The organism is Bradyrhizobium sp. SZCCHNS1050 (genome assembly GCF_032484785.1).
GTDB lineage: Bacteria > Pseudomonadota > Alphaproteobacteria > Rhizobiales > Xanthobacteraceae > Bradyrhizobium.
The window spans coordinates 626,290-649,864 of sequence record NZ_JAUETR010000002.1; the positions used below are offsets into that span (position 1 = coordinate 626,290).

21 protein-coding genes are annotated in these 23,575 nt (G+C 65.3%); 5 read left to right on the top strand and 16 right to left on the bottom strand.

All coding sequences use genetic code 11. The features are described from left to right. Positions 1-167 precede the first annotated feature (167 nt). Entirely contained in the window at positions 168-569 is a 402-nt protein-coding gene (locus tag QX094_RS27280) for a hypothetical protein (RefSeq protein ID WP_315751655.1), read from the top strand. Positions 570-614: 45 nt separating this feature from the next. Here the strand turns inward: QX094_RS27280 and QX094_RS27285 are convergent, their stop codons facing one another. Next, positions 615-1,157 (bottom strand): 2'-5' RNA ligase family protein, encoded by a 543-nt coding sequence (locus QX094_RS27285; protein ID WP_316185012.1) that lies wholly within the window; start codon positions 1,155-1,157, stop codon positions 615-617. Positions 1,158-1,168: 11 nt separating this feature from the next. Continuing rightward, positions 1,169-2,176: a serine hydrolase gene (locus QX094_RS27290; protein WP_316185011.1), complete on the bottom strand. Its 1,008-nt coding sequence runs from the start codon at positions 2,174-2,176 to the stop codon at positions 1,169-1,171. 977 nt (positions 2,177-3,153) lie between these two features. On the opposite strand from QX094_RS27290, the gene QX094_RS27295 reads away from it, so the two are divergent. Continuing rightward, on the top strand, positions 3,154-4,095 hold the full coding sequence (locus QX094_RS27295; protein ID WP_315751903.1) for a transposase: 942 nt from the start codon (positions 3,154-3,156) through the stop codon (positions 4,093-4,095). A 74-nt stretch (positions 4,096-4,169) separates the two neighbouring features. Here the strand turns inward: QX094_RS27295 and recJ are convergent, their stop codons facing one another. After that, positions 4,170-6,011 (bottom strand): single-stranded-DNA-specific exonuclease RecJ, encoded by a 1,842-nt coding sequence (recJ, locus tag QX094_RS27300; RefSeq protein ID WP_316185009.1) that lies wholly within the window; start codon positions 6,009-6,011, stop codon positions 4,170-4,172. Positions 6,012-6,319: 308 nt separating this feature from the next. Between recJ and QX094_RS27305 the strand changes: the two genes are divergently transcribed. Then, the gene (locus QX094_RS27305) at positions 6,320-7,408 is read left to right on the top strand and encodes a methyl-accepting chemotaxis protein (RefSeq protein ID WP_316185007.1); all 1,089 of its coding nucleotides are present in this window, start codon (positions 6,320-6,322) and stop codon (positions 7,406-7,408) included. 10 nt (positions 7,409-7,418) lie between these two features. Here the strand turns inward: QX094_RS27305 and QX094_RS27310 are convergent, their stop codons facing one another. The 5 genes from QX094_RS27310 to QX094_RS27330 form a co-directional block, all read right to left on the bottom strand. Continuing rightward, positions 7,419-8,138 carry a haloacid dehalogenase type II gene (locus tag QX094_RS27310; RefSeq protein ID WP_316185005.1) on the bottom strand — a complete coding sequence of 240 codons (720 nt, stop codon included), beginning with the start codon at positions 8,136-8,138 and terminating at the stop codon, positions 7,419-7,421. 123 nt (positions 8,139-8,261) lie between these two features. After that, entirely contained in the window at positions 8,262-9,263 is a 1,002-nt protein-coding gene (gene glpX / locus QX094_RS27315; RefSeq protein ID WP_315712118.1) for a class II fructose-bisphosphatase, read from the bottom strand. A gap of 204 nt (positions 9,264-9,467) precedes the next feature. Next, positions 9,468-10,787, bottom strand: a complete 1,320-nt coding sequence (locus tag QX094_RS27320) for a homoserine dehydrogenase (protein WP_315712119.1) — start codon at positions 10,785-10,787, stop codon at positions 9,468-9,470. A gap of 39 nt (positions 10,788-10,826) precedes the next feature. Next, positions 10,827-12,047 (bottom strand): LL-diaminopimelate aminotransferase, encoded by a 1,221-nt coding sequence (locus QX094_RS27325; RefSeq protein ID WP_315712121.1) that lies wholly within the window; start codon positions 12,045-12,047, stop codon positions 10,827-10,829. Between the two features lie 233 nt (positions 12,048-12,280). Beyond that, complete coding sequence (locus QX094_RS27330) at positions 12,281-12,469, bottom strand: hypothetical protein (protein WP_315712122.1); 189 nt, start codon at positions 12,467-12,469, stop codon at positions 12,281-12,283. A gap of 369 nt (positions 12,470-12,838) precedes the next feature. Here QX094_RS27330 and QX094_RS27335 point away from each other — a divergent pair, with 369 nt between their 5' ends. Both QX094_RS27335 and QX094_RS27340 read left to right on the top strand, forming a co-directional pair. Beyond that, positions 12,839-14,644, top strand: coding sequence for a class I poly(R)-hydroxyalkanoic acid synthase (locus QX094_RS27335; protein WP_316164782.1), 1,806 nt, complete (start codon positions 12,839-12,841; stop codon positions 14,642-14,644). A gap of 73 nt (positions 14,645-14,717) precedes the next feature. Then, positions 14,718-15,116 carry an MAPEG family protein gene (locus QX094_RS27340; RefSeq protein WP_315751659.1) on the top strand — a complete coding sequence of 133 codons (399 nt, stop codon included), beginning with the start codon at positions 14,718-14,720 and terminating at the stop codon, positions 15,114-15,116. 9 nt (positions 15,117-15,125) lie between these two features. Here QX094_RS27340 and QX094_RS27345 read toward each other — a convergent pair whose 3' ends face one another. The 8 genes from QX094_RS27345 to argC form a co-directional block, all read right to left on the bottom strand. Next, positions 15,126-16,175, bottom strand: coding sequence for a LacI family DNA-binding transcriptional regulator (locus QX094_RS27345; RefSeq protein ID WP_315712126.1), 1,050 nt, complete (start codon positions 16,173-16,175; stop codon positions 15,126-15,128). Then, positions 16,172-16,816 carry a ThuA domain-containing protein gene (locus tag QX094_RS27350; RefSeq protein ID WP_316173709.1) on the bottom strand — a complete coding sequence of 215 codons (645 nt, stop codon included), beginning with the start codon at positions 16,814-16,816 and terminating at the stop codon, positions 16,172-16,174. The genes QX094_RS27345 and QX094_RS27350 overlap by 4 nt, the downstream gene beginning before the upstream one ends. A 10-nt stretch (positions 16,817-16,826) precedes the next feature. Next, entirely contained in the window at positions 16,827-17,924 is a 1,098-nt protein-coding gene (locus QX094_RS27355; RefSeq protein ID WP_316188372.1) for a Gfo/Idh/MocA family oxidoreductase, read from the bottom strand. Positions 17,925-17,946: 22 nt separating this feature from the next. Further along, positions 17,947-18,795 carry a carbohydrate ABC transporter permease gene (locus QX094_RS27360; RefSeq protein WP_315826885.1) on the bottom strand — a complete coding sequence of 283 codons (849 nt, stop codon included), beginning with the start codon at positions 18,793-18,795 and terminating at the stop codon, positions 17,947-17,949. Then, complete coding sequence (locus tag QX094_RS27365; protein WP_315712132.1) at positions 18,788-19,729, bottom strand: sugar ABC transporter permease; 942 nt, start codon at positions 19,727-19,729, stop codon at positions 18,788-18,790. The genes QX094_RS27360 and QX094_RS27365 overlap by 8 nt, the downstream gene beginning before the upstream one ends. Before the next feature lies 1 nt (position 19,730). After that, positions 19,731-20,990: an extracellular solute-binding protein gene (locus QX094_RS27370; protein ID WP_315751661.1), complete on the bottom strand. Its 1,260-nt coding sequence runs from the start codon at positions 20,988-20,990 to the stop codon at positions 19,731-19,733. 246 nt (positions 20,991-21,236) lie between these two features. Further along, a complete protein-coding gene (locus QX094_RS27375) occupies positions 21,237-22,463 on the bottom strand; it encodes a threonine ammonia-lyase (RefSeq protein WP_315712136.1) in 1,227 nt (408 codons plus the stop codon). 114 nt (positions 22,464-22,577) lie between these two features. Further along, positions 22,578-23,570, bottom strand: a complete 993-nt coding sequence (gene argC, locus QX094_RS27380; protein WP_315712138.1) for an N-acetyl-gamma-glutamyl-phosphate reductase — start codon at positions 23,568-23,570, stop codon at positions 22,578-22,580. Positions 23,571-23,575 lie beyond the last annotated feature (5 nt).

The following is a 23,575-nucleotide window of genomic DNA, read 5'->3' on the forward strand; positions in this document are numbered from 1 at the left end:
CACGCAAGGCGCGGCGTGCAGGCCACAGAGATATGCGCTGCTGCGCCCCCCACCATTCGTATACGAACAAATTCCGGGTTCCCGGCCCGTTCTGACGATCGTTTTCACCTTCTCTTAATTGGCGTCGCACAACGATGCTCGCGATCCAACAATGGGATCTGCGGCAAATGATCAAGGAAGGCACCTATTCGGCCTGGTTCAGGACCCCCAAGGGCCAGGGAACCGGGATCGTCGAGCTGGTGGGTGGCAAGGTGTGCGGCGGCGACACCGTGCTGAGCTATGCCGGAAGCTACGAGGCCCATGGCGATCGTTTCACCGCCATCATCAAGACGAAGCGCCATGCCCCGGGACAGCCGTCGTTGTTCGGCCCCGACGAGCTGACGCTCAGCCTCGAAGGATGCTGCAGAGGCACGCCCGTCACGTGCACCGGTTATGCCGCGGAAGCACCCGACGTGCCGTTCGAGGCGTTGCTGCTGTTCTCGGCGTCCGACGACGCCCCATCTCCGCCCGCGCCCCGGCCGACGGCAAAATTCAGTCCCGATCATCTGCCGAAGCCGTCCTGGCGCTAGCATCCGACGCGATTGACGTCATCCTTTCCCCTGGGAACCGAACGCCTACGCGGTCGCCAGCGGCAGCTTGCGTTCGGCCACGATCCGCACCGGCGGAAACACGACGCAATCAATCGCATCGAACACGACCTCAAAGCGGCCGACGAACGAGCGCGCAAACGCCATCGCATCGTCGCGCCGGTCATTCGAGATCCGCGTGCCCAGCGTGCAGTGAGGCACCCACGCGCCGGGACGATAGTGCGGCCGGCAAAGCAGCGGATCGATCGCTGCCGAGATCGATGCATGCCATCGCAACAGCGTCGCGTTCATCTCAGGCTCGGCCCACAGCACGCAACGAGGGTGCAAGAACCAGCGGACCCGATTGAAAGCGATCCGCAGCGCCGTGTCGCCTTGAACGGCCACGCGCATTACGCGCGAAGCCGTCTCGACGTCGATCTCAGGCGCGTCATAGATCGCGAAGGTGAAGTGCGGCCGGTAGCGCAGCTCGCGCATCGACGGCGCGTCCTCGAAAGCCGCGACCTGCTTCCACAGGTGCTCGATCTCGCATGAAGAGGCGTCGTCGGATCGGAGGTTGATCGCCAGGGCCATCGACGTCCTGCTCAAGGAACCGACGCGGTGATCTTGCCGACGAGATCGAGGAAGCGCTGCGTTCGGACGCCTGTCCGATTCACGGCCAGATCGACCAGCTCGACGACCACCAGGTGCTTCGAGGGAACGACCACGATCTGCTGTCCGCCGTAGCCGGAGGCAAAATAGCCGCTGATGCCGGATCGGACGCTGCTGAAGGTCCACCAGAGATAGCCGTAACCCCGTCCGGGCTGCTCGGTGTCCGAGAGACGGCTGGTCGATTCCGTCACCCATGTCGGCGGGATCAGTTGAGCCCCATTCCAGCGTCCGCCGTTCAGGAACAGCAGGCCAAACCTCGCCAGGTCTCGCGCGCTCATCCGAAACACATAGGCCGGATGCGACGAGGAGGCTTCCTTCACGTACACGCCGTCTGCGGCGGAGAAATCCTCCATCCCGATCGGCCGGCCGATCCGTCTGTCGAAGCTTGCGAACACGTCGTCGACGGACTGCCGATAGATCGTGCCGAGCGCGTTGAAATCCCAGTTGTTGTAGTACCAGAAACTGCCCGGCGGATGGCTCTCGCGCGCCGGCCGCCTCTGCTTCATCTGCCCCGTCTCATAGGACGCGAGATGATAGACCCCGGAGCGCGCCATCAGTAGCTGACGCACCGTCGCGGTCTGCTCGGCCGGCGAAAGCCCCGGCGGAACGTCGTCGATCTCGAGCGCGGCAAGCGTGCTGTCGAGGTTGATCCGGCCGGCTTCGACGGCGATGCCATACAACGCGCTGAGCAGACTCTTGCGCACGGACCGGACATTGACCTTCGCACCGAGATCGCCGAACGAGGCAACAATGTCGTCGTCCCTCACGACCATGATCGCTGTCGGCTTCTGTTCGACCGCAAACTCCTGCACCTCGCGTGCGATCGGTGCAGACCAGGGCGTCTCGTCCGGGCTTGCCGTCCGCCAATGCAGTCCCGGCTCGGCCTGAGCCCAGGACCAACCCATCGCAAGGATTGCCAGCACGGCAAGCGGACGTCGCATTGGCACGTTCATTCCCGTCTCGACAAAACCGATGTCGAGAATGCTAGAGCAAGACCGACGGACGGTACAGAGGTCACCGGCCATCGATGTCTCTGTCTGCATGGCCGCGGATCTCCACTGCTCGTGACGCAACATGCCCCGTTGCAATTTTTTTTATTTTCACCCGCAGCATCAGCCAGATGGCCGCCGCAGCCAGCCCCGCCCTCAAACTTTCCGCTTGCTTTTATTCCGAAAATCGGAAATAACATCCGCATCCCGTCCTCATGAGAGGGACGTTTCGCGATCGTCATGAACGTGGAGGGCGGGATGCGGTGGCCGCGATCGTGTTGCAGCGTGCTCGATGTACGCGGACGAACGGCAGGTTGCGGACGTGAAATCGCGTGGTCCTGGCGCCCCGATGCTGGCGCCAAGTCTTTGGGTGATGATGATCCCGGAGACGACGGTGGCTATCAAGCCGGACACCGGGGAGATCGCGTATAAGCGTTAAGACCTCCGCGCAGGGAATGCCGGTTGAAACGGCTTTGCCTGTGGTGACTGCCGCCTGCTTTTTGTTTGCAGGCGGGCCATGGGTGAGGCCTTCACCCGGCATTCCCTGCGCCCTCTCTTCTGTGATGAGGGTCTTGATCCAGCATCACTCGGGCGCAGATGCGCGGCGAGATTGCAAAGACTTGCCCTGCAATGAGACACGCGACGGCCACCCCACGCTCCGCTGTCGTCCCGGCCTCCGCGCCGGGACCCATACCCACAGGGAGCAGTTTGAGGCAAGATCGGAGTGGGCATCTCGTCCTCACAACATCTGCTGCTGCGTATGGGTCCCTGTGTCTGGAAAGTCTGCCATGATGATGGTGGGCGGGAAGCCGTTGGGTCCTTGGCGCTAGACGCCGTGAGCCGGCTCGGTCTCCCGCCCGTTCCATTTATCAACCTGAACAGTTGCACGAGGCTGCGCCAACAGACCTCGCATCACAGGGACAGGCACCGTGATCGTACCTTTTCGTTGCGTCGGAATCGACGTTTGCAAACCCTATCTCGATATTTTTGATGAAGCCGTGGGGGCGCCGGAGCGCATCGCCAACGGGCCACAGGCCATCACACAGCTGGTGGCGCGTTGGGGATGCGATGTTCTGGTGGTCTTTGAGGCCACGGGTGTCTACGACCTCGAACTGCGCGAGGCCCTGCGTCGGGCGGGCATCCGCTTTGCGCGGATCAACCCGGCTCGAGCTCGCGATTTCGCCCGCGCCAGCGGCCAACTCGCCAAGACCGATCCGATCGACGCGCGAACGCTGGCAGCCTTTGGGCGCGCCATGCAGCCAGCCACCGAGCAGGCCATGACGCCTGCCCAAAGCGCCCTCGCCAGGCTTGCAAAACGGCGGGATCAACTGGTTGCCATGCGCGCCCAGGAAAAGAACCGCCGCAGCGAGGCCGAGGACCGCGCCATGGCCGAACGCATCAGCCGCCTGATCGAGGTCCTCAATGACGAGATCGTCGAGATCGAGGCCGAGATCAACGCGCTCATCAAAGCCGAGCCGGTGCTTGCGGAGCAGGCACAGCTGATGCGCTCCGTGCCCGGTGTGGGACCCGTCGCCTGCATGCAACTCATCACCCAGATGCCGGAACTCGGCCATCTCGGGCCAAAGGAGGTAGCCGCTCTTGCGGGCCTGGCTCCCTTCAATCGCGATAGCGGGGCGTATCGTGGCAAGCGCAAGATCGGCGGCGGCCGGAAGCGTGTCCGCGACGCCCTCTACATGGCCGCCCTCAACGCCGTCCGCCGCGCCGATCGCTTCAAGATCTTTTACAACCGTCTGCGCCAAGCCGGTAAACCCGCCAAGCTCGCCCTCATCGCCGTCGCCAGGAAGCTTCTAACCATCCTGAATGCCATGATGCGCGACCGAAAACCTTATGCGATCACTCCATCAACATAACAGTTGCCGGATCGGCGCTTCGCCGACGCGAGCGTCGTCGAAGCTTGTCCGGGACGACAGCGGTGTTGGGGCTGCTACCTGATCATCGCCGGCCCATGGTCCGGCACGGCGACATCGAGCACGCGCAGCTGCACGCGTTCGACGCCCTGGTAGCGGTCGACGGTGAGCGTGCCGGCGACGTGCAGGATCTGGCCGCGATGCTGAACCAGGGCGTTGCCGAGCTTCTGGCCCACGCTGCGGAATGCGATCGCATTCACGGCGGCGCCGTCGCCGGACTTGAAGCGCAGCTTGAGATGCGCCTGCCCGACCTCGTCGGCGTAAACCAGCTGATGCGACGGCAGCGCCACGATGGGCTCGGGATTGCCGCTGCCGAAGGGACCGGCGCGATTGAGCGTCGCGACCAGCTCGGGTGTCGCGGCGCGCGCGCTGATGGCGCCGTCGATCAGGATCTCGTTGACGTGACGTGCGTCGGCGACGTCGGCGGCGAGCGCGCTTTCGAGAAAGGCGCGAAACTCGGCCAACCGCTCCTTGCGCAAGGTGACGCCGGCGGCCATCGCGTGCCCGCCGCCCTTCATCAGGATGCCCTGCTCCACGGCGTGGCGGACGGCCTTGCCAAGATCGACGCCGGGAATCGAGCGGCCCGACCCGGTGCCGATGCCGCCCGGCTCGAGCGCGATCGCAAACGCCGGCCGGGCAAACTTTTCCTTGAGCCTGGACGCGACCAGCCCGACCACGCCGGGATGCCAGCCTTCGGATGCGGTCACGATGACGGCGCCCTTGTCCTCCAGCCCGAGCGAGGCCAGCGCCTCCGCTTCGGCCTGCGCTTCGGCCTGCTGCTCAATGATCCGGCGCTCGCTGTTGAGCCGGTCGAGCTCGGCGGCGATGCGCGCGGCTTCGGAGATATCGCTTTCCAGGAGCAGGCGCACGCCGAGGTCGGCGCGGCCGATGCGCCCGCCGGCATTGATGCGCGGTCCCAGCATGAAGCCGAGATGCCAGGCTTCGGGCGGACCGTTGAGCCGGGCGACATCCATCAGCGCGGTGTGCCCGACATGGTCGCGCCGGCGCATCGCGATCAGGCCCTTGGCGACGAAGGCGCGGTTGAGCGCGATCAGCGGCGCGACGTCGGCGACGGTGCCGAGCGCGACGTGATGCAGCATGCTGAGCAGATCCGGCTCCGGGCGCGTGCTGCTCCAGAAGCCGCGGCCGCGCAGCTCGCGATTGACCGCAACCAGCGTGACCAGCGTCAGCCCGACCGCGGCGAGATAGCCGAGGCCGGAAAGATCATCCGGCCGGTTCGGATTGACCAGCGCCTCGACCTCCGGCAGCTCCTCGCCGCATTGATGGTGATCGATCACCACCACGGACATGCCGAGCCGCCGCGCCTCCGCCAGCGGCTCGAGGCTGGTGGTGCCGCAGTCGACCGTCACGAGCAGCGTCGCGCCTTTGCTTGCCAGCGCGCGGATCGCCTCGACGTTCGGGCCATAGCCTTCGAAGATGCGGTCGGGAATGTGGATCAGCGGATCGAGCCCGCAATGGCGCAGATGCCAGGCGAGCAGTGCCGCCGAGGTCGCGCCGTCGACATCGTAGTCGCCGAAGATCGCGACCGTCTCGCCCTTGACCGCGGCGTCGGCAATGCGCTGCGCCGCCGCCTCCATCTGCGTCACCGTGAACGGATCCGGCATCAGCTTGCGGATGGTCGGATCGAGGAAGTCGTTGACCGCGTCGATCTCGACGTCGCGCCCGGCGAGCACGCGCGCCAACATCTCGGGCAACTGATATCGCTGCACCATCGCAAGCGCGCGCGCCGCGCCGCGCGCATCCAGCCGGTCGCGCCACAATTTGTTGGTCAGCGACAGCCGCACGCCCAGGAACGCCTGCGGGGCGCTCAGGGGCAGTGCAAGGGCGGATGGTGCCATGATGCGCGGGGCCTCGCTTGCAGCGCAGCGATTCGAAATGGACGCAGTCGAATCTACAGCAACTGGCTTGCCTCAGCAGGTTCCATCCATGAAACCCACCAGAATCGCCCCAGAACTTGGCGGAACTCACAAGAAATCAGGGAAATGCCGCCATATACGGCTGGCTGCCTAAAATTAGAGCTGCGTTCGATGGAGTGCATTAAACAGCCATTAGGCGAACTCCGTAACATTTCAATCAATTATTACGTCCGATTTGTCCGCCCTCTTCGTGCCGACCAGGAGGCGCGGCAACATGGAGTTCATTGCCGATGCTGACCGCGCCCGAGTTGAAGACGCAGCCCTCCGCCGCTCCGGCACAAACGACTCCCAAGGATGACGAGACCGACGTCTCGGCGCTGATCGCGCGGCTCACCGGCGAGGTCAATCAGATCGCCTGCGAGAAGACCAAATCGATCCAGCAGATCACCAACCAGATGAAGATGCTGGCGCTGAACGCGCTGATCGAGAGCTCGCGGGTCGGCGCGCAAGGCGCAGGCTTCGCCGTGGTGGCCCAGGAGGTGCGCGCCGTCGGCCAACTCGTCGAGACCATCGCGCGCGAGCTGGAGGGCCAGCTCACGACGCGCACCGGCAATCTGAAGAGCTCGATCGAACGCATGACCGAGCGCGCCCGCGGCGAGCGCATGGTCGATCTGGCGCTGAATGCGATCGAGCTGATCGACCGCAATCTCTATGAGCGGACCTGCGACGTGCGCTGGTGGGCGACCGACTCCGCCGTGGTCGATTGCGCAGCCGCGCCCGATGCGGCCCGCGTCACGCATGTCTCCGAACGGCTCGCGGTGATTCTCTCGGCCTACACCGTCTATCTCGATCTGTGGCTGTGCGATCCGAGCGGCAACGTGATCGCCAACGGCCGGGCGGACCGCTTCAACGTCGTCGGTCAGAGCGTGGCTGATACCAAATGGTTTCGTGAGGCGCGCGGCCTGCGCTCGGGCGACGACTATGTCGCCGGTGATGTCGAATGCCAGCCGCTGCTCGGCAACGCCCAGGTCGCGACCTATTGCGCCTCGGTGCGCGAGGACGGCAAGGCCCATGGCAAGCCGCTCGGCGTGCTCGCGATCCATTTCGATTGGGAAGCGCAGGCGCGCGCCATCGTTCAGGGCGTGCGCGTCAGCGAGAGCGACAAGGCCCGCGTGCTGCTGGTGGATTCCAATCTGCGCGTGATCGCATCCTCGGACGGTCAGGGCATTCTCAGCGAGCGCGTTTCACTGAAGCTCGATGGCAAGCGCAGTGGCTTCTATCAGGACATCTCCGGGCGCATGGTCGCGTTCCACGCCACGCCCGGTTACGAGACCTACAAGGGGCTCGGCTGGTATGGCGTGATCGTGTCGGGCGCGTGAGGCAGGACGATCAGCAGCCGAGCCGGTCGGCGATGCCGTTGAAATCATCGGCGACGATGTCCCAGGCGCCGGTGGCGTCGAAGTCGCGGCTCTGCAGCGGGCCGTATTCGGTGGGGCGGGCGACGAAGGCGGTCTTCAGTCCGTAGCGTTGCGCCGCCTCGAGATCATTGTTGTGCGCGGCGACCATCATCACCTCGTCGGGCGCAAGACCAAGCAGACGCGCGGCGCCGAGATAGGTCTCGGGGTCGGGCTTGTAGTGCTGGAACAGCTCGGCGGAGAGCACGAGGTCCCACGGCAGACCCGCGAACTTCGCCATGTTGGTGAGCAGCGCAACGTTGCCGTTGGAGAGCGGCGCGATGATGTATTTGGACTTCAGCCGGGTCAGCCCGGCGACACTGTCGGCCCACGGATGCAGCCGGTGCCAGCCGCGGGTGAGATGATCGAGATCGGCCTCGGTCAAGCCGGTGATGCCGAGCTGGGCAACGAGCGTCTCCAGCGAGCGCCGGTGCAGCACGTCGAGGATGACGTAGCCGCGCTCCGGGTGCCTGCGGACCTCGTCCATCGAGCCGACATAGAGCCCGCGCCAGCCATCGACCAGCGCGGTCCAGTCGCCCTGGATGCCGCGGGTCTTCGACCACGCGGTGAAGTCGTTGATCAGGCTGGTGCGCCAGTCGACGACGGTGCCGAACACATCGAACACCAGCGCCTTGACCATGGACAGGTCGGACATGCTGAGCCGCTCTCCAATTTCGTCATTCCGGGATGCGCGCACGGCGCGCAGACCCGGAATCTCGCGCCACGATCTCGAGATTCCGGGGTCACGCCCCGCGTGCCCCGGAACGACTGTGCTGGATCAGTCGAGGTGGAACTTCGCCAACTGGCGGTGCTCCGCGCGGATGTAGCGCACCGTGCCGGTGACCGAGCGCATCACGACGGTCTCGGTCTCGATCACGCCGTCCTTGCGGAACTTGACGCCGGAGAGCAGCGAGCCGGTGGTGACGCCGGTGGCCGCGAACAGACAGTCGCCGCGGGCCATGTCCTCGATGCCGTAGATCATCTTGGGATCACCGACGCCCATCTTGTGGGCGCGCTCGCGCTTCTCCTCGGTGTCGAGGATCAGGCGGCACTGCATCTGGCCGCCAATGCAGCGCAGCGCCACCGCGGCCAGCACGCCTTCCGGCGCGCCGCCGGTGCCGAGATACATGTCGACGCCGGTGTTGTCGGGATCGGCGCAGTGGATCACGCCGGCGACGTCGCCGTCAGTGATCAGGCGCACCGCGGCGCCGGTCGAGCGGACGCCCTGAATGATGTCAGCGTGGCGCGGACGGTCGAGCACCAGCACCGTGATCGCGCCGGGCTCGACGCCCTTGGCCTTGGCGAGCCGTCGCACGTTGTCGGCCGGCGTCGCGTCGATGTCGACGACGCCCTTGGCGTAGCCGGGGCCGACCGCGATCTTCTGCATGTAGACGTCGGGGGCATGCAGCAGCGTGCCGCCATCGGCCATCGCCATGGTCGCGATCGCGCCCGGCATGTTCTTGGCGCACAGGGTCGTCCCCTCGAGCGGGTCGACCGCGATGTCGACCTTGGGCCCGGCATTGAGGCCGACCTTCTCGCCGATATAGAGCATGGGCGCCTCGTCACGCTCGCCCTCGCCGATCACGACCGTGCCCTCGATCGGCAGCTTGTTGAGCTCGCGGCGCATCGCATCCACGGCCGCCTGGTCGGCCGGCTTTTCCTGGCCGTGGCCGCGCAACCGCGCCGCCGACACCGCCGCCCGTTCGGTCACGCGCACCAGCTCCAGCGTCAGGATGCGCTCGAGCAGCAATTGTTGCGGGACAGAAATCTGCGTCGACATCGATCAACTCCTCAAGACGTCAAGGCGGACATCCGCCATCAAAATCTACCGCTCGCACGCCGCCCCCCTGGGCGGCATCCGGGTCAGGCGGTCGGCACGAACGGCCGCTCCCCGCCTGTCTATTCTCCCGGTTTGAGCATGAACCTATACCAAACGCCACGCGTTTGTTTGAGCAGGGACAAGTGGTTCCCTGGGCATCATGCGCTAGTTCTTCTCGATCCGGATCACCTGCGGCTTGCCGCTGATGACCTTGTCGCGCTGCACCGCCTGGAGCGCACGATGCACGGCGTCCTCGTGTGTCGCATAGGTGATCAGGATGACCGGCACCGGCGCAGACTTGCCGGCCGTCTTCGCCGGCTCGCTGCCATTGGGATGGCGCTGCACGATCGATTCGATCGAGATCTTCTGCTCGGCGAGCCGGGTGGCGATGGTCGCGGCCGTGCCGGCGTGGTCACGCGCCATCAGGCGGATGTAATAGCCACCCTCGTGCCGCTCCATGGGCGCCTTCTCGGTCGCCTGCAGCCTGTCGACCGGACGCCCGAACGGCGCGGCGCGGATGCCGCGCGCGACGTCGGCAATGTCGGCGACGACGGCGGACGCCGTCGCGGCGCCCCCTGCTCCCGGACCGACCAGCGTGATCGGCGGGATACCGTCGCCGTCGATCGTGACCGCGTTGGTGACGCCCATCACCTGGGCGATCGAGGAGGATTTCGGCACCATCGTCGGGTGCACCCGCTGCTCGATGCCCTTGGCGGTGCGCACGGCAACGCCAAGCAGCTTGACGCGGTAGCCGAGCTCCGCCGCCGCGCGCAGGTCCTCCGGCGCGATCGAGGAGATGCCTTCGACATAGACCGAGTTCTGCGCCACCTGGGTGCCGAAGGCGAGGCTCGCCAGGATCGCGAGCTTCTGCGCGGTGTCGTGGCCATGGATGTCGAACGACGGATCGGCCTCGGCATAGCCGAGACGCTGGGCGTCCTTCAGACATTCGTCGAACGACAGCCCCTCCTGCTCCATCCGAGTCAGGATGTAGTTGCAGGTGCCGTTGAGGATGCCATAGACGCGGCTGATGCCGGTGCCGGTGAGCCCTTCGCGCAGGGTCTTGACCACCGGAATGGCCGCGCCGACGGCGGCTTCGAAGTTCAGCGCACCGCCATGCTTCTCGGCCGCCTTGGCGAGCTTCAGGCCATGCTTGGCGATCAGCGCCTTGTTGGCCGTCACCACCGACTTGCCGGCCTTGAGAGCGGTGTCGATCGCCGACAGCGCGGGATCGCCGGCACCGCCCATCAGCTCGACCAGGCAGTCGATTTCGGGATCGCTCGCCAGCGCGATCGGATCCTTGGCCCATTTGATCCCGGACAGATCGATGCCGCGCTTCTTGGCCTTCGACCGCGCCGTCACGGCGACGACCTTCACCGGGCGCCCCGTGCGTTCGGTGAGCACGCGTCCCTCACGCTCGATGAGACGAACGACCTCGACACCCACGGTGCCGAGGCCCGCGATGCCCACTCTCAGGGGTGCGACCATGGAATCAAAGAACCTGTCGAAAGGAAAGTACGGGAGGGCTCAGCGCCGGTTGGCGATGGGAACGACGTTGTGCAACGTTTCGATCCCGCTTTCAAGGAAGCGGCGGACGCCGCGCGCGGCCTGCCGGATGCGCTGCTCGTTCTCGACCATCGCGATGCGGACATAGCCTTCGCCATGTTCGCCGAAGCCGACGCCCGGCGACACCGCGACGCCGGACTTCTCGACCATGAGCGTCGCGAACTGCATGCTGCCGAGGCTCTTGAACTTCTCCGGCAAAGGCGCCCAGGCGAACATCGACGCCTCCGGCGACGGGATCTCCCAGCCGGCCCGGCCGAACGCCTCGACCAGTGTGTCGCGGCGCTTGCGGTAGACGTCGCGCATCTCGCGAATGCAGTCGTCGGGACCGTTCAGAGCAGCCGTGGCCGCGACCTGCACCGGCGTGAACGCGCCGTAGTCGAGATAGGATTTCACGCGCGCGAGCGCCGCGATGATGCGCTCGTTGCCGACGGCAAAGCCCATGCGCCAACCGGCCATCGAATAGGTCTTCGACATCGAGGTGAACTCGACCGCGACATCCATCGCGCCAGGCACCTGCAGCACCGACGGCGGCGGGTTCTTGTCGTCGAAATACACCTCGGCATAAGCGAGGTCCGACAGGATCAGGATCTCGTGCTTCTTCGCGAATGCGACGAGGTCGCGATAGAAGTCGAGGCTCGCGACATAGGCGGTCGGGTTGCTCGGATAGCAGACGATCAGCGCAAGCGGCTTCGGGATGGAATGAATGATCGCGCGCTCGGCCGCCTCGAAGAACTGCGGCGTCGGCTCGGAAGGCACCGACCGGATCACGCCGCCCGCCATCAGGAAGCCGAAGGCGTGGATCGGATAGCTCGGATTCGGGCAGAGAATGACGTCGCCCGGCGCGGTGATCGCCTGCGCGACGTTGGCAAAGCCTTCCTTGGAGCCGAGCGTCGCCACGATCTGGGTGTCGGGATTGAGCTTCACCCCGAAACGGCGATCGTAATAGGCTGCTTGCGCCCGGCGCAGTCCGACGATGCCGCGCGAGGCCGAATAGCGGTCGGTCCGCGGCTTGCCCAGGGTCTCCCTGAGCTTCTCCAGCACGTGCGGCGGCGCCGGCAGATCCGGATTGCCCATGCCGAGATCGATGATGTCGGCCCCGGCGTTCCGCGCGGCCGCCTTGGCCCGGTTGACCTGCTCGAACACGTAAGGCGGCAGACGGCGGATGCGATAGAAATCTTCCATGGGTCTCTCGGCTCCGGCAACCGGGGGCGGATTCGCCAGCAGAGCTGGCGCTGCGGCGGCGCACGCCATGCCTTGAAACCGGTGCTGGATCAGGAGCTTAGCACGGGCTCGCGGCTTGGCTGGCAACGACACGCGGAGGTGTTGATTCCGGTTGTTTTATCATGGCCGCCGCGCCGCGCCAGACAATTACGCCGCTCCGGGCGGCCGATCGCCCAGCCCTTGTCCCTGGCCGATCATTTGGGCCTGGTGCTGGTGCCCGCCGAGGCTTGGCGGTCGCGCGCCGCGAGCAGCTCCTTTTCGATCTTGTCGCGCTCCTGCGGCGAGATGATCGGCGCATCGCGGTCGCGCGGCACGTCGTTGACGGGCAGATACCCGCCCGGCTCCTTGGGCCGGGCGATCGCATCCGCGTCGAGCGAAGGCATGTCCGCTATTGGACTGGAGCACCCGGCAAGCGCGAGCGCGCCGAACACAACGAGCCCCGCAACAGGGGCGCGCCGTCCCGAACTCCAGCCTCGCCCCTGCGTCCCCACGCGCACGTCCCTCAGCCCCCAACTTCCAGTCGACGGTCCCCGGCCCGACCGCAACGCGGCGCATTTTGCCGCAGCACAACCAATTGTCACTCGAAACGTGACCGGCTTGAACAGGAATTTCATCCAGCTACGTGATCATGATGTCGGAAGCGAGAGATTTTTTCGCAACGCAACAATCAGAAATCGAATTTGCCGCAAACTCGCGGATTATTGATCTCGCTCGGTGACGAAACGGTCCCGACGCGATAGTGTGATCCAGCCATGACCGACGTTCAGAACAGCAGCAATCCAGAAAAAACATTCGATGCGGAAGCGTTCGCGATGAACATCGCGAAAGCCATGGAAAGCAGCGGCAAGGCGCTCTCGGCCTACCTGAAGCCGCGCGAGACGGGCGAAGTTCAGGACCGGCCACCAACCGAATTGACCGAAGTCGTCAAATCCTTCACCGCCGTCGCCGACTACTGGCTGTCGGACAAGGATCGCGCCAGCGACATCCAGACCAAGATCGCCAAGGGCTATCTCGATTTGTGGGGCTCGGCCGCGCGCCGTCTCGCCGGCGAAGACGTACCCCCGGCCATTTCGCCCTCCCCGCGCGACAAGCGCTTCGCCGATCCGGAATGGAAGTCGAACCAGTTCTTCGATTTCGTGATGCAGGCCTATCTGCTGACGACGCAGTGGGCGCAGGACCTTGTCCACAATGCCGAGGGCCTCGATCCGCACACGCGCAAGAAGGCCGAGTTCTACGTCAACCAGATCACCAATGCGCTGGCGCCCTCGAATTTCGTCCTGACCAATCCGGAGGTGCTGCGGCAGACGGTAGCGTCGAGCGGCGATAATCTTGTGCGTGGCATGCAGATGCTCGCGGAGGACATCGAGGCCGGCAAGGGCTCGCTGAAGATCCGCCAGTCCGACCCGGCCAATCTCGAGGTCGGCGTCAACATGGCGACGACGCCGGGCAAGGTGATCTTCCAGAACGAGATGATGCAGCTGATCCAGTACGCGCCGTCGACGGAGAGCGTGCTGCGGACGCCGCTCCTGATCGTGCCGCCCTGGATCAACAAGTTCTACATCCTCGATCTGCGCCCGGAGAAATCCTTCATCAAATGGTGCGTCGATCAGGGCCTGACGGTGTTCGTGATCTCCTGGGTCAATCCCGACAAGTCGCTCGGGACCAAGACCTGGGAGGACTACATGAAGGAAGGCCCGCTCACCGCGATGGACGTCATCGAGAAGGTGACGGGCGAGATGAAGGTGCACACGCTCGGCTATTGCGTCGGCGGCACCATGCTGGCGACGACGCTCGCCTGGCTGGCCGACAAGCGCCGCCAGCGCGTGACCTCGGCGACCTTCCTCGCCGCACAGGTCGACTTCACCCATGCCGGTGATCTCCTGGTGTTCGTCGACGAGACCCAGATCTCGGCGCTGGAGCGCGACATGCAGGCCTCGGGCGTGCTCGAGGGCAGCAAGATGGCGATGGCCTTCAACATGCTGCGCTCGAACGACCTGATCTGGTCCTATGTCGTCAACAACTACCTGAAGGGCCAGCCGCCGCAGGCATTCGACCTGCTGCACTGGAACTCGGACGCCACGCGGATGTCGGCGGCGAACCATTCCTACTACCTGCGCAACTGCTATCTGGAGAACCGGCTGACGCAGGGCACGATGGTGCTGGACAACACGCTGCTGGATCTCTCCAAGGTGAAGGTGCCGGTCTACAACCTCGCCACCCGCGAGGACCACATCGCGCCGGCCGACTCCGTGCTGTACGGATCGCAATTTTTCGGCGGTCCGGTGAAGTACGTGCTTTCGGGCTCGGGCCACATCGCCGGCGTCGTCAATCCCCCCTCCTCCGGCAAGTATCAGTACTGGACCAATGACCAGATCCACGACATCTCGCTGAAGGACTGGATGAAGGGCGCACAGGAGCACAAGGGCTCGTGGTGGCCGGACTGGCGCGAATGGCTGAGCCAGCTCGATCCGGAAGAGGTGCCCGCGCGCGGCGTCGGCAGCGAGGCCTATCCACCGCTCGAGGATGCGCCGGGCTCCTATGTCCGCGTCCGCGCATAGCGCGATCCGCCGCGATTGACTATAAACGCTCCGTCCCGCCGGGACGGGACGGGAATCAGTTGAGGGGATCTCGATGACGCGCGAACTGTTCTGGCTGACGCTCACGGTCATTCTGACCGGCCTGCTGTGGGTTCCCTACATCCTGAACCGCTGCCAGGTCCGCGGCCTGACGGGCGCGATGGCCAACCCCTCCCGCAACGACAAGCCGCACGCGCCGTGGGCGACCCGGCTGATGTTCGCGCACGACAACGCGGTCGAGAACCTCGTGATCTTCGCGCCGCTGGTGCTGATCCTCAACGCGATCGACTATTCGACCAAATGGACCGTGCTCGCCTGCGCCGTCTATTTCTGGTCGCGCGTCGCCCACGTCATCGTCTACGCGATCGGCCTGCCCGTATTTCGCACCCTTGCGTTCGTCGTCGGCTTCATCGCCCAGGCCGTCCTGGCGCTCGCGATCTTCGGCTGGCTCTAGGCCTGTCGGCTAGGGAAGATTGTCCCGCAGGAAGATGTCGATGCGGATGCGCTCCTGATCGGGGCTGATCGGCTCGCCCGAGCAATGCGCGAGCAGGACGCGCGCAGCCGAGCGCGCCTCGTGGCCGGGATCCTGGTTGATGATGGCGTCGCACGTGCCGCGGACCAGGAACCGCCTGGTGTGCTGGGTCAGCTCATGAGTGATCCAGACCACCTCCCGGGCGCGGCCGGATGCCTCGAGCGCATCGGCGATGCCACGGTTGCCGGCGCCACAACAGTAGATGCCGCGCAGATCCGGATGGCGCGCGAGCAGCGCGGCGGTCAGCTCCCGCGTGCGCTCGCTCTCATCGCGGCCTTCGATGGCCGGAAGCGCGAGCAGGTTCGGGTACTCGCTGGACAGGATCTGGTGAAAGCCGAATTGCCGCTCGGCGTGATCGCGCAGCGACAATGATCCCGCGATCACGGCAACCGTCCCCTCGCGACCGCCGAGATAGCGCCCCATCAGCGTGGCCGCCGTCCGCCCCGCGGCAGGGTTGTCGATGCCGACGTAGTGCAGGCGGCGCGAGCTCGGGGCGTCCGAGACCAGGGTCACCACCGCGACGCCGCGCGCGGTGAGTTCGTCGATCGCGGCGCGCACTCTGGGGTGATCCAGCGCGATGACCGCAACGCCCTGATAGGCCGGCGACAGGTTCTCCAGCGCACCGGCCAGCACGTCAGGATCGAACACGTCGACGTGGAGGATATCGATGAAGCCGCGCTGACCGGCCAGCCACTCTGCCGTGCGCTGGACCTGCTCGGTCAGGATGGTCATGAAGCTGTTGCCACCGGTCGGCAGCACGAAGGCAAAGCGGAAGCTCTGGCCGCGCGCGAGCCGTGCCGCTGCGACGTCGGCGCGATAACCCAGCTTGGCAACAGCGGCCTCCACCCGGGCAACGGTCTTGGCACGCACGCCCTCGCGTCGGTTGATGACGCGGTCGACGGTGGCGAGCGACACGCCCGCCGTCCGCGCGACGTCCTCCAGCGTGGCCCGGACCGGTAACGGGTTCGCGTCAGCCGTCACTCGCGCGCCGCCCATAGCATGCCGCGGGTCATCAACGTCCGGATCTCCGGCACGTCGAGCTCGTAGGCACGGTGGCCGAGGGAGGAATAGAACACCCTGCCCGCGCCGTAACGCTTCTTCCAGACCACCGGCATCACCACCCCCTCGATCCATGGGGCGTGCTCTCCGGTGAAGGTCGTGGTCGCCAACACCTCGTTGGCCGGATCGACGTGCATGTAATACTGCTCGGAACGGTGCTCGAAACTTGTCAGGCCCTTCATGATGGGATCGTCCGGCCTGGTCAAGTCGACCCGGTAGTCGATGATGTTGCCGGGATGGGTGACCCATTGCCCGCCGCACAGGAACTGGTAGTCGACCGAATCGCGGAAGGCATCGCACATGCCGCCATGATGGCCGGCGAGCCCAACGCCGCTGCGCACCGCCGCGCAGAGGTTGAGCGCTTCCGCCTTCTCGATCTTGGACATCGTGTAGATCGGGATGATCAGCGACAGATCGTGGATCGCAGGATCTGCGAACGCGGCCGTCGTGGTCTCGATCCGCACCTCGAAGCCTTCCGCCTTGAGCCAGCCGCGGATCATCGAGGCACAGAGATCGGGGTCATGTCCTGGCCAGCCGCCCCATACAATCATTGCCTTGCGCATGTCTCTGTCCTCAGTCGATCTGTCCGGTGTCGCGTCCAACAGGCAAAATCGCCGGCCGCTCCACGCCGCTCTCGATCTTGACCCGCCGCCCTTCGCTTGCGGAGGTCTGGAACGCCTCCATGACCTCCAGCACGTGGAAGGCGAGCGCACCGCTGGCCCGATGCGGCCGGTCGTTCAGGATCGCGGTCGCCATATCGGCCACGCCGATGGAGCGGAACTCGCCGTCGACGTGACCATGCGTCAACGGCATCGTCTGCCAGTCGCCGCCGGTCTTGGCGACCTGCACCTCGCCGCCGAAGCGGTTGGGGTCCGGCACCAGCATGCTGCCCTCGGCGCCATAGATCTCGATGGGCGCGTGCCGGTGCTTCGGAACGTCGAAACTCATGGTGACCGAGACCACCGCCCCGCTCTCGAACTCGAGCGTGCCCGCGACGTGGGTCGCGACCTCGACCGGGATCAGCGTGCCGTTCATCGGCTGGCTGGTGACCAGGCGTTCGGATCTCGGGCGCGCGGTCGAGCCCATCACGCTCGCGACCGGGCCAAGCAACTGCACCAGATCGGTGATGTAGTATGGGCCCATGTCGAGCATCGGGCCGCCGCCGCGCAGGTAATAGAAGCCCGGCGCCGGATGCCAGCGCTCATGGCCGGGACAGCCGAAGAACGCGCTGCCCGCGACAGGCGTGCCGATCGCGCCGTCGTCGATCAGCTTGCGCGCGGTCTGGTGGCCGCCGCCGAGGAACGTGTCGGGCGCGCAGCCGACCCGCAGGTTCTTCTGCGCGGCAAGCTCGATCACCTTGCGGGCTTCCGCGACGTCGATTCCGAGCGGCTTCTCGGAATGAACGTGCTTGCCGGCATTTAGCACGGCGAGACTGACGTCGGTATGGGCGAGCGGCACGGTGAGATTGATGACGATCTCGACGTCATCGCGCTTCAGCAATTGATCGACCCGCATCGCCGGCAGGCCGAAGGCTGCGCCCTGTCGCTCGGCTGCGTCGCTGCGCATGTCGGCGAGCGCCTTGATGTCCAGAACGGGGAAGCGCTGGGCCGCCTTCAGATAGGCGGTGCTGATGTTGCCGCAGCCGATGATGCCGATGCCGACTTTTCTCATTGGGGTCTCCGTGAGGTCCGGTTCATCCCTTGACCGCGCCCGACGTCAGGCCGGCAACGATGTGCTTCTGCGCCAGGAGGAAGAGGATGATCGTTGGCAGGATGGTCAGGGTGATGAAGGCGAGGATCAGGTGCCACTCGGACGAATACTCGCCCTGATAGACCATGATGCCGAGCGGCCATGGATACAGCGCATCGGTGTTGAGCATCACCAGCGGCAGCAGATAGGCGTTCCAGCTGTTGACGAAGGTAATGGTGCCGACCGTCGCCAGGATCGGGCGCGACAATGGCAACGTCACGTAGCGGAAGAATTTGATATAGCTGCAGCCGTCGACCAGCGCGGCCTCGAGCAGCTCGTAGGGGATGTCCTTGAAGAAGCGGCGCAGCAACAGCACGCTCATGGCGAGGCTGAAGGCGACCTGCGGCAGCGCGACGCCGAAATAGGTGTCGAGCAGCCCGAGATCGCGCACCTTGATGAACAGCGGCAACACCGCGGTCGCCGCCGGAAACAGCAGGCCGAGCGTCAAATAGCTCAGCAGCATCGAGCTGCCGTAGAATCGGACATGGGCAAAGGTGAAGGCCGCCATCGACGCGACGATGAGAGTCAGAACGACCGTCAGCGTGGAGATGATCAGCGAATTGCGCAGGAGCTGCCAGTAGCGCCCGGAGAACAGGATATCGGCATAGTTCTGCCACGCCCAGTGCTGCGGCAGGCCGAACGGATTCACGCGCAATTCCCCGAGCGACTTGAAGCCACCGAGCAGCGTCGCAAGCAGCGGCACCAGCACGAAGATGGCGACGATCGCGAGGAACACCGTCTTGAACAGCACGGCGGGATCGAATGGTGCCCGGAACGTCTCCACCTTATTCATCGCGCATGAACCATCGCTTGTAGGTGAAGGCAAAGGTCACGCAGATCACGAACAGGATGACGCCGATGGCGCTGCCATAGCCGACCCGCATCCGGGAGATGCCGTTGTTGTAGAGAAAGCTCACCATTGTATTCGAGGAGTCGGCGGGCCCTCCGCGCGTCAGCGGCATCACCAGGTCGAACAGCTGCAGCGAGCCGACGATGGCGAAGAACACCGAGAGCCGAATCGTCGGGTAGAGCAAGGGAATGACGATGTGGCGCAGGCTCTGCGACCGCGTCGCACCGTCGATCCGGGCGGCCTCGATCAGGCTCTTGTCGATGCTCTGCAGCGCGGCGATGAACAGCATCATGTGGAAGCCGAAATACTTCCAGACGATCACGATCAGCACCGCCAGCATCGCCGTGTCGGTCGAGGCCAGCAGATGCGGCGGCTCGGCGCCGAAGCTGCGCCAGATCGACGCGACCAGGCCATAATCGCCGTCATAGACGAAGCTGAAGATCAGCCCGGTCGCGATCTCGGCGAGGATATAGGGCATGAAGAACAGCATCCGCAGCGCCACCGCGCCGCGGAACCGCTCCGCGAGCATCAGGGCCAGCGTCAGCGCCAGCGGCAACTGGACACACAGCGAGACCGCAATGATCAGGCCGTTGTTGCGCAGCGCGAGCCAGAACGCGCGCGTCTCCAGCACGAAACGATAGTTGTCAAAGCCGATCCAATGGGTCGGCCTGCCGAACCCATTCCAGTTGAAGCCCGAGTACCAGGCGGCCTCGCCGATCGGCAGCACCACGAAGAGCGTGAACAGCAGCAGCGCAGGCGGCAGGAACAGGATCAGGACGGTGAAGCGGCCGTCCCAGCTCGGGCCGCCCACCGCGCGCGTGGAGAGCGATGCCGGCGATACACCCATCGCCGGCGAACTCGCGATCGGACGTGCCACGTCAGTTGCCCTGCTTCCGCGCTGCCTCGATCGCCTTGGCAGCCTCCTGCGGACTCATGCTGCCGCCGGCTATCTCCGCGGAGACATCGTTGACGACGCGACCGACGGAGGGGCCGAGGCTCTGGTCATAGAAGTTCTGGTGATAGTTCGATTTGGCCAGATTGGACGCGATCAGCTTCATGAAGGAATTGTTGAGGCCGGCGTCCGCGCCCTGCACCACCGGGATGATGAAATTTCCCGCCGCCAACCGTGTCTGGACGTCCTTGGAGATGAAGTACTTCAGGAAATCGACGGCTTCCTTGGGCGAGCCCTTGGTGACCAACCAGCCGGTGATGCCGCCGAGCGTATCCGTCGGCGCGCCCTTGCCGCCTTGCACGACCGGAAAATCGAACCAGCAGATCTTGTCTTCGCTCAAGCCGACCTTGTCGGCGGCGAGCGCCCGCTGCAGATTGTAGACGGAGCTGATCGCGAGCGTCATCGCCGCCTTGCCATCGCCGAAATATCCGACGGCCTGCGGGTTCTTGAAGCCAAGAAAGCCATTCTGGAATGGCTGGAGATCGACGAGCTGCTTGAACAGCTCGCCTGATTTGACGAAGGTGTCGCCGGCAAAGCCGCCATTCTCGCCGCGCAGCGCCGCGTCGAATGCCGGCTTGCCGCCGATCCGCACCGCAAGATGCGTCCAGTAGAAATGCAGCGGCCATTTGTCGGCGCCGCCGACCACGATCGGGGTCACGCCGGCCGCCTTCAACGTCTTCACGGCGCTCAGCAGATCGTCCCAGCTCTTGATCGCCGTGGGATCGACCTTGGCCTTGGCCATCAGCTCCTTGTTGCAGACGAAGCCGACCTGCGACAGCGAGATCGGAAGGCCGTAGACGTGGCCGCCATCGGTGAATGCCGCGAGCGCCGCCGGAGTCACGCTGTCGCTGTAGCCTTTCACCTGCTCGGTGATGTCCTCGAGCACGCCAGCCTCGATCTGCGCCTTCAGGACACCGCCCGCCCAGCTGTAGATGATGTTCGGCCGGTCCTTGGACTGCAGGATGGTCGGCAGCTTGGCCTTGTAGGCCTCGTTCTCGAGGAACTGCATCTCGATCTTGACGCCCGGATGCGACGCCTCATAGGCGCGGGCCACCTCCTCCCAGATCTTCACCTGGGCTGGATTGACCTCGATATGCAGCCATTTCACGGTGGTATCGGCGCTCGCGACGGTGGCCCAGAGCAGGCATGCGGCAGCGGCGAGTCCCAGCTTCGCGAGCAGTCTCATCACAATCCTCCCAACCGTCTTCTTTGTTGCGGTAATCCTGTCCTCATTTTTTGAGGTGCGCAACTGAAATTCTGACAGAGCAAACCTCAAACGTGTTCGCATTTGCGAACAGCTTCACGAGTAGACAGAGAGATTGCTAATTGGGCTGAGCAAGACTCGGCGGGCAGCCGCACGCGCCTTTCGCCTGGAAAAGGCGGAGCGGGCGTCTGCCGCACCGCGAAGGATGTGCTGGAGATCGCCTGACGCTCAGGTGCAGCGCGCCTTGAAATTTGCGGCGACGAGCTTCGCCATCACGTCGTTGAGATGCGCCTGGTCGCGCGTCTCGATCACCAGCTCGAGCAGGGTCGCCTTGGCCGGCAGGTCCGAGAACGTTCGCTGATGCGACACCTCGATGATGTTGGCGCCGGCATCGGCGAGCAGCGTCGACACGGCAGCGAGTTGTCCGGGACGATCGACGATGTCGATCGACAGCTGCGTCAGCCGCCCCTCGCGAGCGAGCTCGCGGGTGAGCACCGAGGCGATCAGTCGGGTGTCGATGTTGCCGCCGCTCAGCACCAGGCCGACATTGCGGCCGGCAAACTGCGCGGGGTGCGCGAGCACTGCGGCGAGACCGACGGCGCCGGCGCCTTCGACCACCGTCTTCTCGATCGAGATCAGCGTGGCGAGCGCACGCTCGATCTGCGGCTCGTTGACCAGCAGGATATCGTCGACGAGATGGCGGATGATCTCGGTCGTGATCCGGCCCGGCGATTTCACCGCGATGCCCTCGGCGAGCGTGTCGCCGCGCATCGGCAGCTGACTGCTGCGGATGGCGTTGTACATCGACGGATAGAGTTCGGCCTGAACGCCGACGATGCGCAAGCCCGGCTTGATTGCGCGCGCCGCGACCGCCATGCCGGAGATCAGCCCGCCGCCGCCGATCGGCACCACGAGCGTATCGAGCTCGGGGACCACCGCGAGCATCTCCAGCGCCACCGTGCCCTGCCCTGCGATGATCAGTGGATCGTCGTAAGGATGGATCATGGTCATGCCGTGCGCCGCGCCGTGCTCCCTGGCGAACGCGCCCGCCTCCTCCAAGGTGGCGCCGGAAATCACGACCTCGGCGCCGTGCCGCTTGGTGTTCTCCACCTTCACCATCGGCGTGCCCACCGGCATCACGATGGTCGCGGGAATGCCGAGACGCCGCGCGTTATACGCGACGCCCTGCGCGTGGTTGCCGGCCGACATCGCGATCACGCCGCGTTCGCGCTGCTCGGCGGACAGCGCATTCAGCCGGTTCAGCGCGCCGCGCTCCTTGAACGACGACGTGAACTGCAGGTTCTCGAATTTCAGCCAGACGTTGCAGCCGCAGATCTCGCCGAGCGTCCGGCTCTGGTTGCAGGCCGTCGCGAGCACGGCGCCACCGATGGTCTCGGCGGCGGCCCGCACATCGTTGGCGGTGACGGGCAGCGCGTTCAGATCAGTGGCGGTCATGGGTCTGCCCATCCCTCAGCGTGCGTCATTGCACGCGATGCCGGCGGCGCGCCGACCTCGCATGATGTTGCCGATCGTGCCGGCGCGTCTGCGGCCGGACGATCCAGATCGGTCTCAGCTCCCGAGATCGGGCAGTCCGAGCATCAGCCGCATGTTCTGCACGGCCGCGCCCGAGGCGCCCTTGCCGAGATTGTCGAGCCGCGCCACCAGCACCGCCTGGTGATGCTGGTCGCTGGCGAAGACGTAGAGCTCGAGCTTGTTCGTCTCGTTCAGCGCCTCCGGCTCGAGCCGGCCGCTCTTGGCCGCCGCGCCATCGAGCGGCATCACCGAGACGTATTTGCTGCCGGCATAATGCTTCGTCAGGGCCGCCTGCAGGTCCGAGCCTGACGGCTTGCCCGGCAGTGTGTCGAGTTGCAGCGGCACGGAGACCAGCATGCCCTGCCGGTAGTTGCCGACGGAGGGAATGAAGATCGGCCGCCGGGTCAGCCGCGAATAGAGCTGCAGCTCAGGCAGATGCTTGTGCTCGAGGCCGAGACCGTACAGCTCGAAGTTCGGCGCGGTGCCATTCTCAAAGGCCGCGATCATCGTCTTGCCGCCGCCGGAATAGCCGCTCACCGCGTTCACCGTGACCGGATAGTCCTGCGGCATCAGTCGGGCATCGACCAGCGGCCGCAGCAGCGCGATGCCGCCGGTGGGATAGCAGCCGGGATTGGAGACCTTGCGCGCATTCCGGATCTTGTCGGCCTGGTCGGCGGCGAGCTCGGGAAAGCCATAGGCCCAGTCCGGCGCGACCCGGTATGCGGTCGACGCGTCCAGCACCTTCGGCGCAGAGCTGCCCATGCCGTCGATCAGCGCCACCGTCTCCTTGGCCGCATCGTCCGGCAGGCAAAGGATGACGAGATCGACCTCGGCCATCAGCGCCCGCTTGGCCGCCGGATCCTTGCGCTTGTCCTCGGCGATCGTCTTCACGACGATGTCCGGCTGGTGCCGGAGACGCTCGGCGATTCCCAGGCCGGTCGTTCCCGAGCCGCCGTCGACGAACACGGCGCGTGTCGCAGTCCCGGAGGCGGCGTGAGCTTTCGGCACGTTGCTGTCGATCACGGTCATGACAC